12 protein-coding genes are annotated in these 12,641 nt (G+C 57.6%); 1 reads left to right on the forward strand and 11 read right to left on the reverse strand.

Features of this window, described 5'->3' with window-relative positions:
* Positions 1-133 precede the first annotated feature (133 nt).
* From FOY96_RS10550 to sad, 8 genes are all read right to left on the reverse strand, one after another.
* Entirely contained in the window at positions 134-1,585 is a 1,452-nt protein-coding gene (locus FOY96_RS10550; protein WP_143347005.1) for a tagaturonate reductase, read from the reverse strand.
* A 118-nt stretch (positions 1,586-1,703) separates the two neighbouring features.
* Positions 1,704-2,231, reverse strand: coding sequence for a GNAT family N-acetyltransferase (locus tag FOY96_RS10555; protein WP_033145544.1), 528 nt, complete (start codon positions 2,229-2,231; stop codon positions 1,704-1,706).
* 82 nt (positions 2,232-2,313) lie between these two features.
* Positions 2,314-3,279 carry a sensor domain-containing diguanylate cyclase gene (locus FOY96_RS10560; protein ID WP_039262472.1) on the reverse strand — a complete coding sequence of 322 codons (966 nt, stop codon included), beginning with the start codon at positions 3,277-3,279 and terminating at the stop codon, positions 2,314-2,316.
* A 119-nt stretch (positions 3,280-3,398) separates the two neighbouring features.
* The gene (locus tag FOY96_RS10565) at positions 3,399-4,838 is read right to left on the reverse strand and encodes a sensor domain-containing diguanylate cyclase (protein WP_096151534.1); all 1,440 of its coding nucleotides are present in this window, start codon (positions 4,836-4,838) and stop codon (positions 3,399-3,401) included.
* A 113-nt stretch (positions 4,839-4,951) separates the two neighbouring features.
* Positions 4,952-5,308: a DUF4186 domain-containing protein gene (locus FOY96_RS10570; protein ID WP_045354969.1), complete on the reverse strand. Its 357-nt coding sequence runs from the start codon at positions 5,306-5,308 to the stop codon at positions 4,952-4,954.
* Positions 5,308-6,234 (reverse strand): glutaminase B, encoded by a 927-nt coding sequence (gene glsB, locus FOY96_RS10575; RefSeq protein WP_033145540.1) that lies wholly within the window; start codon positions 6,232-6,234, stop codon positions 5,308-5,310. Before glsB ends, FOY96_RS10570 begins: the two co-directional genes overlap by 1 nt.
* Before the next feature lie 62 nt (positions 6,235-6,296).
* Positions 6,297-7,886 (reverse strand): methyl-accepting chemotaxis protein, encoded by a 1,590-nt coding sequence (locus tag FOY96_RS10580; protein WP_143347006.1) that lies wholly within the window; start codon positions 7,884-7,886, stop codon positions 6,297-6,299.
* Between the two features lie 122 nt (positions 7,887-8,008).
* Complete coding sequence (sad, locus tag FOY96_RS10585; RefSeq protein WP_143347007.1) at positions 8,009-9,397, reverse strand: succinate-semialdehyde dehydrogenase; 1,389 nt, start codon at positions 9,395-9,397, stop codon at positions 8,009-8,011.
* 98 nt (positions 9,398-9,495) lie between these two features.
* Here sad and ptrR point away from each other — a divergent pair, with 98 nt between their 5' ends.
* The gene (ptrR, locus tag FOY96_RS10590) at positions 9,496-10,374 is read left to right on the forward strand and encodes a putrescine utilization regulator PtrR (protein WP_033145537.1); all 879 of its coding nucleotides are present in this window, start codon (positions 9,496-9,498) and stop codon (positions 10,372-10,374) included.
* Here ptrR and FOY96_RS10595 read toward each other — a convergent pair.
* The 3 genes from FOY96_RS10595 to FOY96_RS10605 all read right to left on the reverse strand — a co-directional run bounded on the left by FOY96_RS10595 (position 10,328) and on the right by FOY96_RS10605 (position 12,502).
* Positions 10,328-10,810 (reverse strand): GNAT family N-acetyltransferase, encoded by a 483-nt coding sequence (locus FOY96_RS10595; protein ID WP_047653295.1) that lies wholly within the window; start codon positions 10,808-10,810, stop codon positions 10,328-10,330. The two genes, ptrR and FOY96_RS10595, sit on opposite strands and share 47 nt — an antisense overlap.
* Positions 10,811-10,894: 84 nt before the next feature.
* Positions 10,895-11,686, reverse strand: a complete 792-nt coding sequence (locus FOY96_RS10600; RefSeq protein WP_063441495.1) for a PhzF family phenazine biosynthesis protein — start codon at positions 11,684-11,686, stop codon at positions 10,895-10,897.
* Positions 11,687-11,713: 27 nt separating this feature from the next.
* A complete protein-coding gene (locus FOY96_RS10605; RefSeq protein WP_143347008.1) occupies positions 11,714-12,502 on the reverse strand; it encodes a PhzF family phenazine biosynthesis protein in 789 nt (262 codons plus the stop codon).
* Positions 12,503-12,641 lie beyond the last annotated feature (139 nt).

Below are 12,641 nucleotides of genomic sequence, written 5' to 3' on the forward strand. Positions count from 1 at the left end.
AACGGGACATTGAATTTTATGACCTGCTTAGCGATAACCGCACGGTGCTGCATGCGGTTTTAAAAAAAGAGTACATAGTATGTTGTAACTAAATTAAGATGTAATTAAACCCGGCCGAAGCCGGGTAACGTCATTAGCAAAGGGGGTTCACCGCTGCGCGCATTCCCTTCAGGAGAATGGCGTCAAGATCCAGGGTCACCTGGTCGACAAGCCCGGTGACCTGCGTGAGATCCTGTTCCCAGTGCTCGCTCACGCTCAGTACGGACTGCACCAGCTCACGGGTGCTCAACTGCTGGTCGCGGTGCTGTGCCCACAGCTGCTGATAACGTTCCAGCCAGAATGCATCATCCTGCACCGGATAGTTCTCCCCGTTACGTTCCCCGCGATAAAACGCTATCAGTGCAGCCAGCGCGAACGTCAGACGTGCAGGCAATTGTCCGCTTGCGTTCTGCCCTGCCAGCAGCTGCGGCAGAATGCGGGTGCGGTATTTGGTCATACCGTTAAGCGCGATGGAAAGCAGCTGGTGTCTGATGTAAGGGTTGCGAAAACGCCCTGTTACCGCGCTGGCAAAAGATTCTAGCTCGTCACGCGGCAGATCGAGAACCGGAATGATCTCCTGATAAATCGCTTTTTCGACAAACGCGCAGATCTCTGCATCATTCATCGCCTCGCCTACCGTCTCTAACCCAGCCTGGAATGCCACCGGCACCAGCGCCGTATGCGCGCCGTTCAGGATAGCGACTTTGCGCTCTTTGTAGGGCCTGATGTCGTCGACAATCAGCACATTCAACGGGTATTTATCCAGACGAAGTTCCTGCGCAAGAGATGCCGGCCCCTGGATAACAAACAGATAGAAATGTTCAGCCGTATCCAGGAAACCATCGTGATAACCCAGCTCAGCCTCCAGCGTGGCCGCTTCGTCGCGCGGGTAACCGGTCACGATACGGTCAACCAGCGTCGAGCAGAAGCTGTTTGCCTCGTTAAGCCACTGGATAAAGGCGGCAGGCAGCGCCCACTCCCGGGCATAGCGCAGGACGAGTTCATGCAGCGCGTCACCGTTGTAGTCAATCAGCTCGCACGGAATGATGATCCAGCCTTTATCTGCTGCACCGTTGAAGTGGCTATAACGCTCAAACAGCAGTCGCGTCAGCTTCGCCGGGTAGCTCACCGCAGGGGCATCGGCGAATCGGTCACCCGCGTTGTAGCTGATACCCGCTTCGGTGGTGTTCGAGAAAACAAAGCGCATGTCCGGATTGTGCGCCAGTTTCAGGAACGCATCATACTGGCCGTAGACGTCGATCTCCCGGTTAACCGAGCGGATAAGACGGCTCTCACTCACCGCTTTACCCTGCCCGTTCAGGCCGCGAATGATCGTGGTATAGAGACCATCCTGAGTGTTCAGCGACGGCGGGAAGTCGCTCTGAATAGGACGGACGATAACCACACCGGCGTTAAGATCGGTATGTTCATTTAGCAGGTCAATTTGCCAGTCGACAAACGCACGCAGGAAGTTGCCTTCGCCAAACTGAATAATGCGTTCCGGGTATTGAGCACCGGGAAAATCACGACGGTTGAGCGTGTTCACAAGAGGGTTCCTTTCATGATTAGTCATACAGCCTGATAAGATTGGTACGATAACTTATCAAAACTTAACGACCAGAAACCCTGTTTTGATCAATCCACAGCGTAGTTGTACAAAATAATCATAAGAACTTATAGAACACGGACGTGGCCGTCATGGCGCCGTCCGGCATCAGGGCATAGCGCGGGATCTCCCCCACCTTTTGCCAGCCGGCACGTTGGTAGAACGTCTCGGCGCCGCTGCCGGTGGAGGTATCGAGCACCAGAACCGAAATATCTCTGGCCCGGGCCTCCGCTTCAAGCGCTTCCATCAAAGCCATCGCGGCACCTTTGCGGCGCGCTTTCTCGTGAACCAGCAGCTTCGCCACATCGGCGCGATGCGGCTGGTTTTCCGGCTGGTCGACGATCAGCTGCACCGTACCGATGACGCCGTCCTGCGGGTCGACACAGGCCAGCACCAGACGCTCGTTGCGCCCTACGCTTTCAGCGATGCCGCGCCAGAACGAACGAGCCTTATCCAGACTAAAGGGAAGCATAAAGCTGACGGATGCCCCGCCGTTCACACAGTTTTCGAGGATCCCGGCCAGCGCATCAAGATGGGTGAGAATGTCGTCTCGGGTGAGGTTTTTGATTTGCAGTGAGGTATTCATTGTTTTTCCTTACGTTGAATACCGTCACTGTGCATTTAACATCTTCTTAACGCAAACGGATCGGACATACGCTTTTGTTATGTTACCGGGAGCGCTGTCGCTGCTGTTTCATGGCATACATCTTTTCATCGGCCTCTTTTAACCACTGCTGCAGGTCGTTGCCGTTATGATCGAATTCACTGAGCCCCCACGAGAAATGGAGCGACCAGGGATGTAGCTTGCGGGCGTTATAGTTTTCTACCTGCTCGGCAAGATACTGCATGGCAATCCAGGCGCCCTGCTCATCCGTATCCGCGAACAGCACGGCGAACTCGTCCCCGCCAAAACGCACCAGCAGATCCGCTTCGCGGAAAGAGGCGCGCATTAGCTGCGCCATCGCTTTCAGCGCCTTATCCCCCTCTTCATGCCCGAAGCGATCGTTAATTTCCTTAAAGCGATCCAAATCCAGCCAGCCGAGCGTGAGCGGCTCAGCGCGACGCCGGGCAACGGAAAGCGTGAACCGCACGAGCTGATTAAAGCCCCGACGGTTGAATAACCCGGTTAATTCATCCGTGGTCGCCGCGCTGATGGCAGCAAATTCATCTTCCGCCAGCGCGCCAAGGTCCCCCAGCACGGCGAGGTCGGCGGCAGAAAACTCGCGGGGAGCGTAATCAATCAGGCACAGCGAGCCAACGCTTGCGCCGTCGCGCAGGCGCAGCGGGAAGCCCGCGTAAAACCGCACGCGAGGCTCACCGGCCACCAGCGGGTTATCCGCAAAGCGATCGTCCTGAAGCATATCCCCCACCACCAGCGGCGCTTCGGTGAGGATCGTATGGCCACAAAATGAGATATTGCGCGGAACGCTGCCCGGCGCCTGACCGTCGGCCGACTTCACGATCAGCGAATGCTCATCAATGAGATTGACCATCGCCAGCGGCACCTGGAAGAAGCGTTTTGCCAGACGCGTTAAGCGGTCAAACGCCGGGGAACTGTCGATCTCAAGCAGACCTGATTCTCGTAGCGAGTTGAGTCTGTCTGTTTCATTTTCAGGGGTTGCAGGTGCTTTCATAATGTCTCCTGACGTAAAGCGTTACTAAAAGCGTAGCTTAAACAGAGACATTGTCAGTGTTCTGACATCCTGTTAAGCCGCTTACTATTCACGTCAATGCCTTATGACGATTAACGCAGCTATGTTTCACTCCCGGAGGGCGCGGCAATCTGCTCGTCCGCCACCCGGGCGCTGGTACGGTTTCGACCCGCTTTTTTTGAACGATAGAGATGATCGTCCGCTTCGGCCATAAGCTTGTTGAAGACCTCGGTCAGCTGCCAGGACTCAGCCTTTCCGCTGCCGAGGCCAATGCTGACCGTCAGATAGAGCGTCTGGTGACGCCATGTAAAAGGATGACCGGCAACGGTGGATCGGATACGTTCAGCCAGTTCAAAACCGTGCTGCGCGTCGCCTGAATTGACCACCACGGCGAACTCCTCTCCGCCCATGCGCGCCACCATGCCGTCTTCGCCGACGACCTGCTGAACCTGTCGGGCAAACGACGCCAGCACGCGGTCTCCGCACTCGTGGCCGTAGTTATCATTAATGCTTTTGAAATAATCAATATCCAGCAGCATGACGGTTAGAAAACGCGTGTGCCGGTACGTCTCTTCATGCTTTAACGCCTCATAAAGCCCGGAACGCGAGTAGACGTGCGTTAAAAAGTCATAATCCGCCCTCAGTGAAACCTGGCGGATCAGGGAATTAATCGCCGCCATGCTGACGGATACCATCACCGGGCAGATCGCCATCGTGGCGATCCCCAGCCGGGCTGAAAACATCATTGGCGTCGTAAACGGCGTCGCCACGGCGATATTAATAATCGAGTTGGCGACCAGAATGATTTCAGTGGCACCCGTGATAAACGTCAGCAGACAGGTTGCGGGCAGCGAGTAGCGAACCGCACACCAGATAAGCGCAGGCAGAGGAAACGAGAGGCTCCCCGCTCCGCCAATCACCACCGACGCGATCACCGAGACGATCAGCGCAATTACCGGCAGCAGCTGCTCAAGACGTAGCCTGAGCTCACGCCCTGGCATGCGTAACGTGAGCATACAGGGCACAACAAGCACGCCGGTTGAGAACTGCTCGCTAAACCAGTCGGCAAATAGCGGCCAGAAAGTATGACTGTCAATCCCGACCGACCCTACCGCGCCGAGCAAGGCGCAAAGCAGCGCGGCAATCAGACAGTAGTTAAACAGGCGTAGCGCGTTAAGCGGATCGGGAGTTTTCTTCATCAGCCGCTTGTCGCGCTGGACCAGCACGGCGACGACGACGATAAAGATCATGTTTGACAGGTTGATCACCACGGAGGCCATACCCCAGTTGGTCGTTACCGCGTCGTACAACAGCATCGCGACATAACATACCGCGTAGTAATGCAGGCGATTCAGGTAAACATAGCGGGCGAAAATCCCTGCCATGACGCCATTTAGCGGCCAGAACAGCGACAGGGCCTCAACGAGCCGTAATTCCGCGCCCACAAAATAGAATAAAGTGGTGAGGATGAAGATCGTCGCTGCATTTCGCAGCGGCGTATCAATCTGGAACGGCCTGAAAGCGGTAAGAGCAGAACGCATTAAATATCATTCCATATGAAAGCTTATGGCAATTATTGCGGTCGTCAGCATGATCGGGACTAACTTGGGATGCATCTATAACACAAATACCACGGGAGCATAACTCGTCAAATTTAGGCGTTCATCTGCAGCACCAGCCAGTGGTGGATGACGCTGACGATATAATTTTGTTGCTGCGCCGTGAGCGTTACGCCCTGTGGAATGTTATGCCATTTTGCCAGACAGCCCCGACAACAGGTAGCGGTGGCATGCTGGGCGATAAACACCGGGTGACCGCGCATGGGCGTCTGTTTACCGTCGTTGGCGGGGTGCGCGGGCGCAAGGCGCTTTTCGACAAAATCCGCGGCGTGCCGATCAATGGTTTCGGGGCCTTTGTCCCAGCAGTACTGTCGTTCCTTATCGCCCAGGCGAAAGCGCGAGCGAAATGTCGATCGCGCCAGGCGGGAAAAGAGAGGATCCAGATCGGACATCAGTATACGGAACGTCCCAGGCGCTGGGTAAGTTTCTCCAGAACCGCCACGCCGGCAAGGGAATTTCCCGTTTCATCCAGTTCCGGGCTCCAGACGGCTATCGCCATTTCATGCGGCACAATCGCCACGACCCCGCCGCCAACGCCCGATTTAGCCGGAAGGCCAACGCGCCAGGCGAACTCGCCGGCGTTTTGATACATCCCGCTGGTGGCCATCAGCGCGTTAACCTGCCGGGCCTGAAGCGGAGAAACCACCTCCTGATCGAGATGCGGCGCGTGCCCCTGGTGCGCAAGGAACAGGAACGTCTGGGCCAGCTCAACGCAGCTCATTTTCAGGGCGCAGTAATGGAAGTAGTTTTGCAGCACGGTCGCCACGTCGTTGTGGAAATTACCGAAGGATTTCATCAGCCATGCGATAGCCGCGTTACGGGCGGAGTGTTCAAACTCCGAGCGTGCCACCACCGCATCATAGGCAATATCGTCAACGCCCGAGAGCTGGCGAACAATCTCCAGCATTCGCTGGCGCGGTGCGCTGAGGCGACTTTGCAGCATATCGCAGACCACCAGCGCCCCGGCATTGATAAAGGGATTTCGCGGTTTACCCTGTTCAATCTCGAGCTGAAGCAGCGAGTTAAAAGGCTGGCCGGAAGGATCTTTACCGACACGCTGCCAGATCTCTTCTTCTTCATACTGGCGCATCGCCGCAACCAGACTCAGCACTTTCGAAATGGACTGAATGGAAAAACGCTCAGCCGCATCGCCTGCCTGGTATCGCTGTCCGTCAATGGTACAGATAGCAATCCCCAGCTTGTTCCCGCTCACCGAGGCAAGGGCCGGAATATAGTCGGCAACCTTCCCCTTTCCAATTAACGGACGAACCTGCGCCAGAATCTCGTCCAACATCTCATTATGGATGACCGCAGCCACACTTTGCTCCTTGCCCTCAGGCTAAAACGGGCTGCGAGTATAACAGAGGCTTATGTATTGCGTCAGGCGCTAAGACGAAAACGCGAAACGGCCTGCAATAAAAGATCGGATTGCTTTTGCAGCCGCTCAGAGGCATCCGAGGCGTCAGAGACCAGCAGGTCCGTCTGCCGGGAGACCTGATTCAGCGCCTGAAGCTGGCGCGTCATCTGGTGAATACTGTCTCCCTGGCTGAGCGTGGCGGTTGAGATCTCATTAAGCAAACTGCTTAAATTGCCCACCAGGCCGGTGACCTGCTGCAGATTCTCTTCCATCAGGGTAACGGCGCGGGAACCGTCTTCAATGCCCCGCAGCGAACGGTTGATCAGCTCCTGAATGGTCTGCGTCGAGTGGCTGCTTTTTCTGGCCAGAAGCCCGACTTCCCTGGCGACGACGGCAAAACCGCGCCCCTGATTTCCGGCATGGGCCGCCTCGATGGCCGCATTCAGCGCCAGGATGTTGGTCTGAAACGCCACGCTGTCGATCATCGCCACGATCCCGCGCATCTCAGAAGATCGGTCGACGATCGCCTGCATGGACGCATTCACGGTAGACATCATCCGGTCGCCCCCCACGGCGGCCTGACGCGCTTCATCGGCCCGCGAGCTGGCGAGCCTGGCATAGCCGGTATTCCCTTCCACATGGCTTTCCAGCGACGCGATATGCGCCGTCACATCCTCAAGCTCTTTCGCCTGGCGCGCTGACTGCTGATACAGCTTCTGGTTACCCTGCGCAAGGGAGCCAATATTCTCCACCATGGTGGCAGTGGCATGGCTGACCTGCGTCACCAGCTGCTGCAGACCGTGCTGCATCGTCGCAATACTGTCGCTAAGCTGACCTATCTCCCGGTTGAAGCGCATGACGTCCGGCGGCGTGCCGGAGAGATCCCCTGCCGCCAGCCGGTTAATATGCGCAATCAACCGACGCAGCGGCGTAATCACCCATCTGGACATGCCGAACCAGACGACAACCGCGATGGCAAGCAGCAGCACCGGCGCAAACAGGAACAACGTTTGCAGGCCGGAGAGCTGCGCCATTAAGCTCTGACGCCCCTGCATGGCCTGCTTCTCGCTTGCCTGCTGATAGCGCGCATAGTTGTCGTTAAAATCAGACTGAAACGCCTGAGCCGGTACGGCAAAAAACGCGTCGATGGTGTTGGTCTTAATCAAACCTTCAGCCTGCTCGTTGATCGCGCCGTAGAAAAGCTGATAGCTGTTCACCAGGGCATCGTCTTTCGGCGGATTCAGCGCCAGCCAGGCCTTCCACGCCTGCTGAGAAACCGCCAGCGCCTTTTGCGCATCATCCATCAGGCTGTGCCAGCTCCCGTCGGAGCCGGTCTCTTTATCCTGCATAAACCAGACGCCGGAGCGGTTAAGCAGGTCGCTTGCCGCCAGCAGGGAGACGCGGGCCAGATCCAGCTTGCTCTGCTGCTGCCAGGCCAGCAGGTTTTGCTGCTCGTTGCGCTGGGCGTCGTTCAGGGAGGCGTTAAGCAGAAATGAGGAGGAGAGCTGCAGCGCGGAGAAAAGGCCAATAATGCAAAAGATACCCGTCAGCAGGCCAAAGTGACGAGGGGTGAGACGCTGCGCAATACGGCGAAAAATTTGCGTTAGGTTCATAATTATCTTCATTAACAATGCGTTAGACGCGAGCGAGTCTACGAAATGAAAATGACAGAACCATTGCAGATAAATGACAACGGCCCTCGTGATGAGGGCCGTAATCACAGGCGGGCAATAAATTACACCCGATCCTTCCACACCGTCTGCACGTTGCAGAACTCGTGCAAACCAAAGTGGGAAAGCTCCCGGCCAAAGCCGCTTTTCTTAACGCCGCCGAAGGCCACGCGCGCGTCGCTGGCGCTAAAGCCGTTGATAAACACGCCGCCGCACTCCAGTTCGCGGGAGAATTTATCCGCAAGCGCCGCGTCAGCGGTAAAGACGGTGGCGGACAGGCCAAAGTCGCTGTCGTTGGCAAGCGCCAGGGCGTGCTCCGCGTCTTTTGCGACAGTCACGGCCGCGACCGGACCAAACAGTTCCTGGCGAAACGCCGTCATCGACGGGGTGACGTTGGCCAGCACGGTTGGCGCGTAGTAATTGCCCTCTCCGCTGATTTTCTCTCCGCCCAGCAGCAGCGTTGCCCCTTCGGCCAGGGTGGCCTGCACCTGCTGATGCAGCTCATCGCGCAGGTCATAACGCGCCATCGGGCCAATAAAGTTCTCTTCCCGATCCGGTGCGCCGACTTTCAGCGCAGAGACGGCCTCGACAAAACGCCGGGTAAAGGTCTCTGCGATACCCTCCTCGACGATAAAACGTTTCGCCGCCGCGCACACCTGCCCGGTATTCTGGTAGCGACCCGCCACCGCCGCCTTCACGGCGAGATCCAGATCGGCATCGTTAAGGACGATAAACGGGTCGGAGCCGCCCAGCTCAAGAACGCATTTTTTCAGCGCGGCTCCTGCCTGCGCGCCAATGGCCGCACCGGCACGCACGCTGCCGGTGACGGTCACCGCCGCAATACGGCGATCGTTAATCGCCTGGCTTACGCCGTCATTGGTGGCGTTCACCCAGCCGAATACGCCTTCAGGGAAACCGGCATCCGCAAAGATCTGCCCAATAAGTTCCGCAGAGCCGAGCACGTTTGGCGCATGCTTAAGCAAATAGCTGTTACCTGCCAGCAGAATGGGCACCGCGCCGCGCAGCACCTGCCAGAGCGGGAAGTTCCAGGGCATCACCGCGAGAATCGGCCCCAGAGGACGATATTCAATAACCGCGCTGTGGTTTTCCACCAGCGTGGGTTCCGCACGCAGCATCGCCGGGCCGTGCCCGGCATACCAGTCGCACAGACCGGCGGATTTTGCCACTTCCGCCCGCGCCTGCAGGATGGGTTTCCCCATTTCACGGGAGATCGTCTGCGCCATCTCTTCCGCGCGGTTTCGCAGCGCGGCGCCGAGATCCCGGAGCTTCTGCGCCCGGTGGGACACGCTTTCGCGTCGCCACTGGCGATACCCCGCGTCAGACTGAGCAATCGCGCGGTCAACCTCTTCCGGCGTCGCCCAGGGATAAGCAGCAAGAGTTTCCCCCGTTGCCGGGTTAACGGACAGGGCATGTGTAGCAGATGAATATTTCATGATGTTCTCCACGCATTTCGGTTGATTCATTGTGGCTCACTCTGCTATTTCTTAAAAATGAATAATACTAACCACCTTATTCACGAAACGAGAATGCCATGGACTTAACCCAGCTTGAAATGTTTAACGCCGTCGCGCTGACGGGCAGCATCACCCAGGCGGCGCAGAAGGTGCATCGCGTGCCGTCTAACCTGACGACCCGCATCCGCCAGCTGGAAGCCGATCTTGGCGTTGAGCTGTTTATTCGTGAGAACCAGCGTTTGCGCCTATCTCCCGCCGGACATAACTTCCTGCGCTACAGCAGGCAGATCCTCGCCCTGGTGGATGAGGCGCGCATGGTCGTCGCGGGTGATGAGCCGCAGGGGCTATTTGCCCTCGGCGCGCTGGAAAGCACCGCCGCGGTGCGCATTCCCGAAACGCTGGCGCAGTTTAACCAGCGCTATCCGCGCATCCAGTTTGCCCTTTCTACCGGGCCATCCGGGACGATGATTGATGGCGTGCTGGAGGGAACCCTCAGCGCCGCCTTTGTCGACGGGCCGCTGTCGCACCCGGAGCTGGAGGGGATGCCGGTCTACCGGGAAGAGATGATGCTGGTCACGCCAGCCGGGCACGCGGAGGTCGCCCGCGCCACGCAGGTTAGCGGCAGCGACGTTTACGCTTTTCGCGCGAACTGCTCGTACCGTCGACATCTGGAAAGCTGGTTTCATGCGGACAGAGCCACCCCCGGCCGCATTCATGAGATGGAGTCCTATCACGGCATGCTCGCCTGCGTCATTGCGGGCGCGGGCATCGCGCTGATGCCGCGCTCGATGCTGGAGAGTATGCCGGGACATCATCAGGTTGAAGCCTGGCCGCTGGCGGAAAACTGGCGCTGGCTCACTACCTGGCTGGTGTGGCGGCGCGGGGCGATGACCCGCCAGCTGGAAGCCTTTATAGCGCTGCTAAACGAACGTCTTCAACCAGCGCCTTCTCCATAAACAGGCTGAGCGGATCGTCAGCGTACGGGGCAAACGCCGGACGCAAATCGTACCCGCACTGCTCGTACAGGCGAACCGCAGCGCGCTGTTTGATGCCCGTCTCCAGCCTTACCGTGTGGCAATGGCGGCTCAGGGCCTCATCTTCCAGGGCGGCCAGCAGCGTCTCGCCGAGATGCTGCCCGCGATGGGCCGGATCGATATAGACCCGCTTCATCTCCCCCGTTCCGTCGCCGTTGAGCACGATGGCTCCGCAGCCTACGGCGTGCAGCTGCTGGTCACGAATGACCATCAGGATCAGCGAGGCTTCCGGCAGCGCGGACAGGTCGAGAAGATGATTGCTTTCGGCGGGATAGAGTTCGCTCTGGTAGCGGTCAAGCGCCGCGATCAGCGTGAGAATGTCCGGATGACGTGCAGATTCAGAGGTAATGGAATACATGGCAGGCTCCTTGCTGTTTTTATATCAACATAGCTCAGGCCTGCCGGAGTGGTTCATAGTATTAACTTATAGCGCGTCACTCAGCTAGCGCAGGAAGATTCGCCCTTTCAGGTACAGCGTAGCCTGGCCGCCAATCAGCACGCGGTCGCCCTTCAGCTCGCAGCGCAGATCCCCGCCACGGTATGACACCTGGCGGGCATTGAGTGACGTTTTGCCCAGCTTTTCGCTCCAGTAAGGGATCAGCATGCTGTGGGCGGATCCGGTGACGGGATCTTCCGGCACCCCTTCGCCAGGGCAGAAGAAGCGGCTGACGAAGTCATATTCTTCTCCCGGCGCCGTCACGCAGACCATTTTATCCAGCGGAAGCATGGCCCCAATATCCGGCGTTAACGCTTCCACCTGCTGCTGGCTCTCCAGCACCACCATGTAATCGCGTCCGACGCGCACCTCTTTCGCCTCCGTGATGCCCAGCGCGCTAAACAGCACCTCAGGTGGGTTTTCGACGACTTCCGTCGACCACGCGGGGAAGTTCAGCGTCAGCCAGTCGCCGCTGCGCTTGACGGTCAGCTCGCCCACGAAGCGCGTGGTGAAGGTGATTTCGGTATGCGGATAATCAAGGTATTCGAAAATGACGTGCGATGCGGCAAGCGTAGCGTGACCGCACAGGTTAATTTCATCCAGCGTGGTGAACCAGCGCAGCTCAAACCCGCCGTCGGTGCGCACGAAAAAGGCGGTCTCAGACTGGTTATGCTGTTGCGCCATTTTGAGCAGCGTTTCGTCCGGCAGCCACTCTTCCAGAGGACATACCGCTGCGGCGTTGCCGCCAAAGGTTTTATCGCTGAAGGCATCCACCAGATAAAAATCAATTTCCTGCATTGTCTCTTCCTCTCTTGTTATGGGTTTTTAGCGCAGAAAAACTGTGCCTTTCAGATAAAGCGTGGCCTGCCCGCTCATCAGCACGCGCGAACCTTTCAGCTCACAGCGTACATCGCCGCCGCGCGCTGATACCTGACGGGCGAACATCGTGGTTTTGCCCAGCTTTTCGCTCCAGTATGGGATCAGCATGGTGTGCGCGGAGCCGGTGACCGGGTCTTCCGGGACGGAAACGCCCGGTGAGAAAAAGCGGCTGACAAAATCATATTTCCCCTCACCGCGCGCCGTAACGCTCACCTTATGCTCGCCCGGCGTCATCACCGAGAAGCGCGGCGCAAGCGCTTCAACCTGCTGGCGATTTTCCAGAACGATCAGCCATGCGCGCCCTTTACGGGCTTCAACGTAGCGGCTGATACCCAGCGCCGAGAGCATCTCCGGCGGGGGTGTCTCCTGATGGGTTGGGCATGCAGGAAAGTCCAGCGTCATCCACTCCCCCTCCCGGCTGACGGTGAGGCGGCCAGAGGCGGTATCAAAGTGGATCCGCGAATCCGGGTAATCCAGCTCGGTAAACAGCACGTGCGCGGCCGCCAGCGTAGCGTGGCCGCAGAGATTGACTTCGGTAAGCGTGGTAAACCAGCGTAGCTCAATGCCCCCTTTACTGCAGACGAAAAAAGCCGTTTCCGACTGATTATGCTGCTGCGCCATTTTCAGCAAGGTCTCATCGGGTAACCATTCCTTGAGCGGGCAAACGGCGGCCGGATTGCCGCCAAACGAGGTGTCGCTGAACGCATCTACCAGATAAAAATCAATCTCCTGCATTGTCTTACCGCCTGTTTTTATTGTGTTGTTCTTTTATATTCAATGAAAACGGCGTTCCCGGCTACCGCTTTCATAAGGTAAATATTGAGATCTGCGTCACATAATGGTTGAGTTTTCGCCGTTCGACGTTTTAAGATCG

It is taken from the genome of Enterobacter asburiae (assembly GCF_007035645.1).
Lineage (GTDB): Bacteria > Pseudomonadota > Gammaproteobacteria > Enterobacterales > Enterobacteriaceae > Enterobacter > Enterobacter asburiae_B.

Bases quoted from the DNA above. Each gene is read 5' to 3' on its own strand.
- FOY96_RS10560 (WP_039262472.1), bottom strand. From the start codon at position 3,279: ATGAAAGCACCTGCAACCCCTGAAAATGAAACAGACAGACTCAACTCG.
- FOY96_RS10605 (WP_143347008.1), bottom strand. From the start codon at position 12,502: ATGCAGGAGATTGATTTTTATCTGGTAGATGCGTTCAGCGACACCTCG.
- FOY96_RS10595 (WP_047653295.1), bottom strand. From the start codon at position 10,810: ATGTATTCCATTACCTCTGAATCTGCACGTCATCCGGACATTCTCACG.
- sad (WP_143347007.1), bottom strand. From the start codon at position 9,397: ATGAAATATTCATCTGCTACACATGCCCTGTCCGTTAACCCGGCAACG.
- FOY96_RS10570 (WP_045354969.1), bottom strand. From the start codon at position 5,308: ATGTCCGATCTGGATCCTCTCTTTTCCCGCCTGGCGCGATCGACATTT.
- FOY96_RS10600 (WP_063441495.1), bottom strand. From the start codon at position 11,686: ATGCAGGAAATTGATTTTTATCTGGTGGATGCCTTCAGCGATAAAACC.
- FOY96_RS10565 (WP_096151534.1), bottom strand. From the start codon at position 4,838: ATGCGTTCTGCTCTTACCGCTTTCAGGCCGTTCCAGATTGATACGCCG.
- ptrR (WP_033145537.1), top strand. From the start codon at position 9,496: ATGGACTTAACCCAGCTTGAAATGTTTAACGCCGTCGCGCTGACGGGC.
- FOY96_RS10580 (WP_143347006.1), bottom strand. From the start codon at position 7,886: ATGAACCTAACGCAAATTTTTCGCCGTATTGCGCAGCGTCTCACCCCT.
- FOY96_RS10555 (WP_033145544.1), bottom strand. From the start codon at position 2,231: ATGAATACCTCACTGCAAATCAAAAACCTCACCCGAGACGACATTCTC.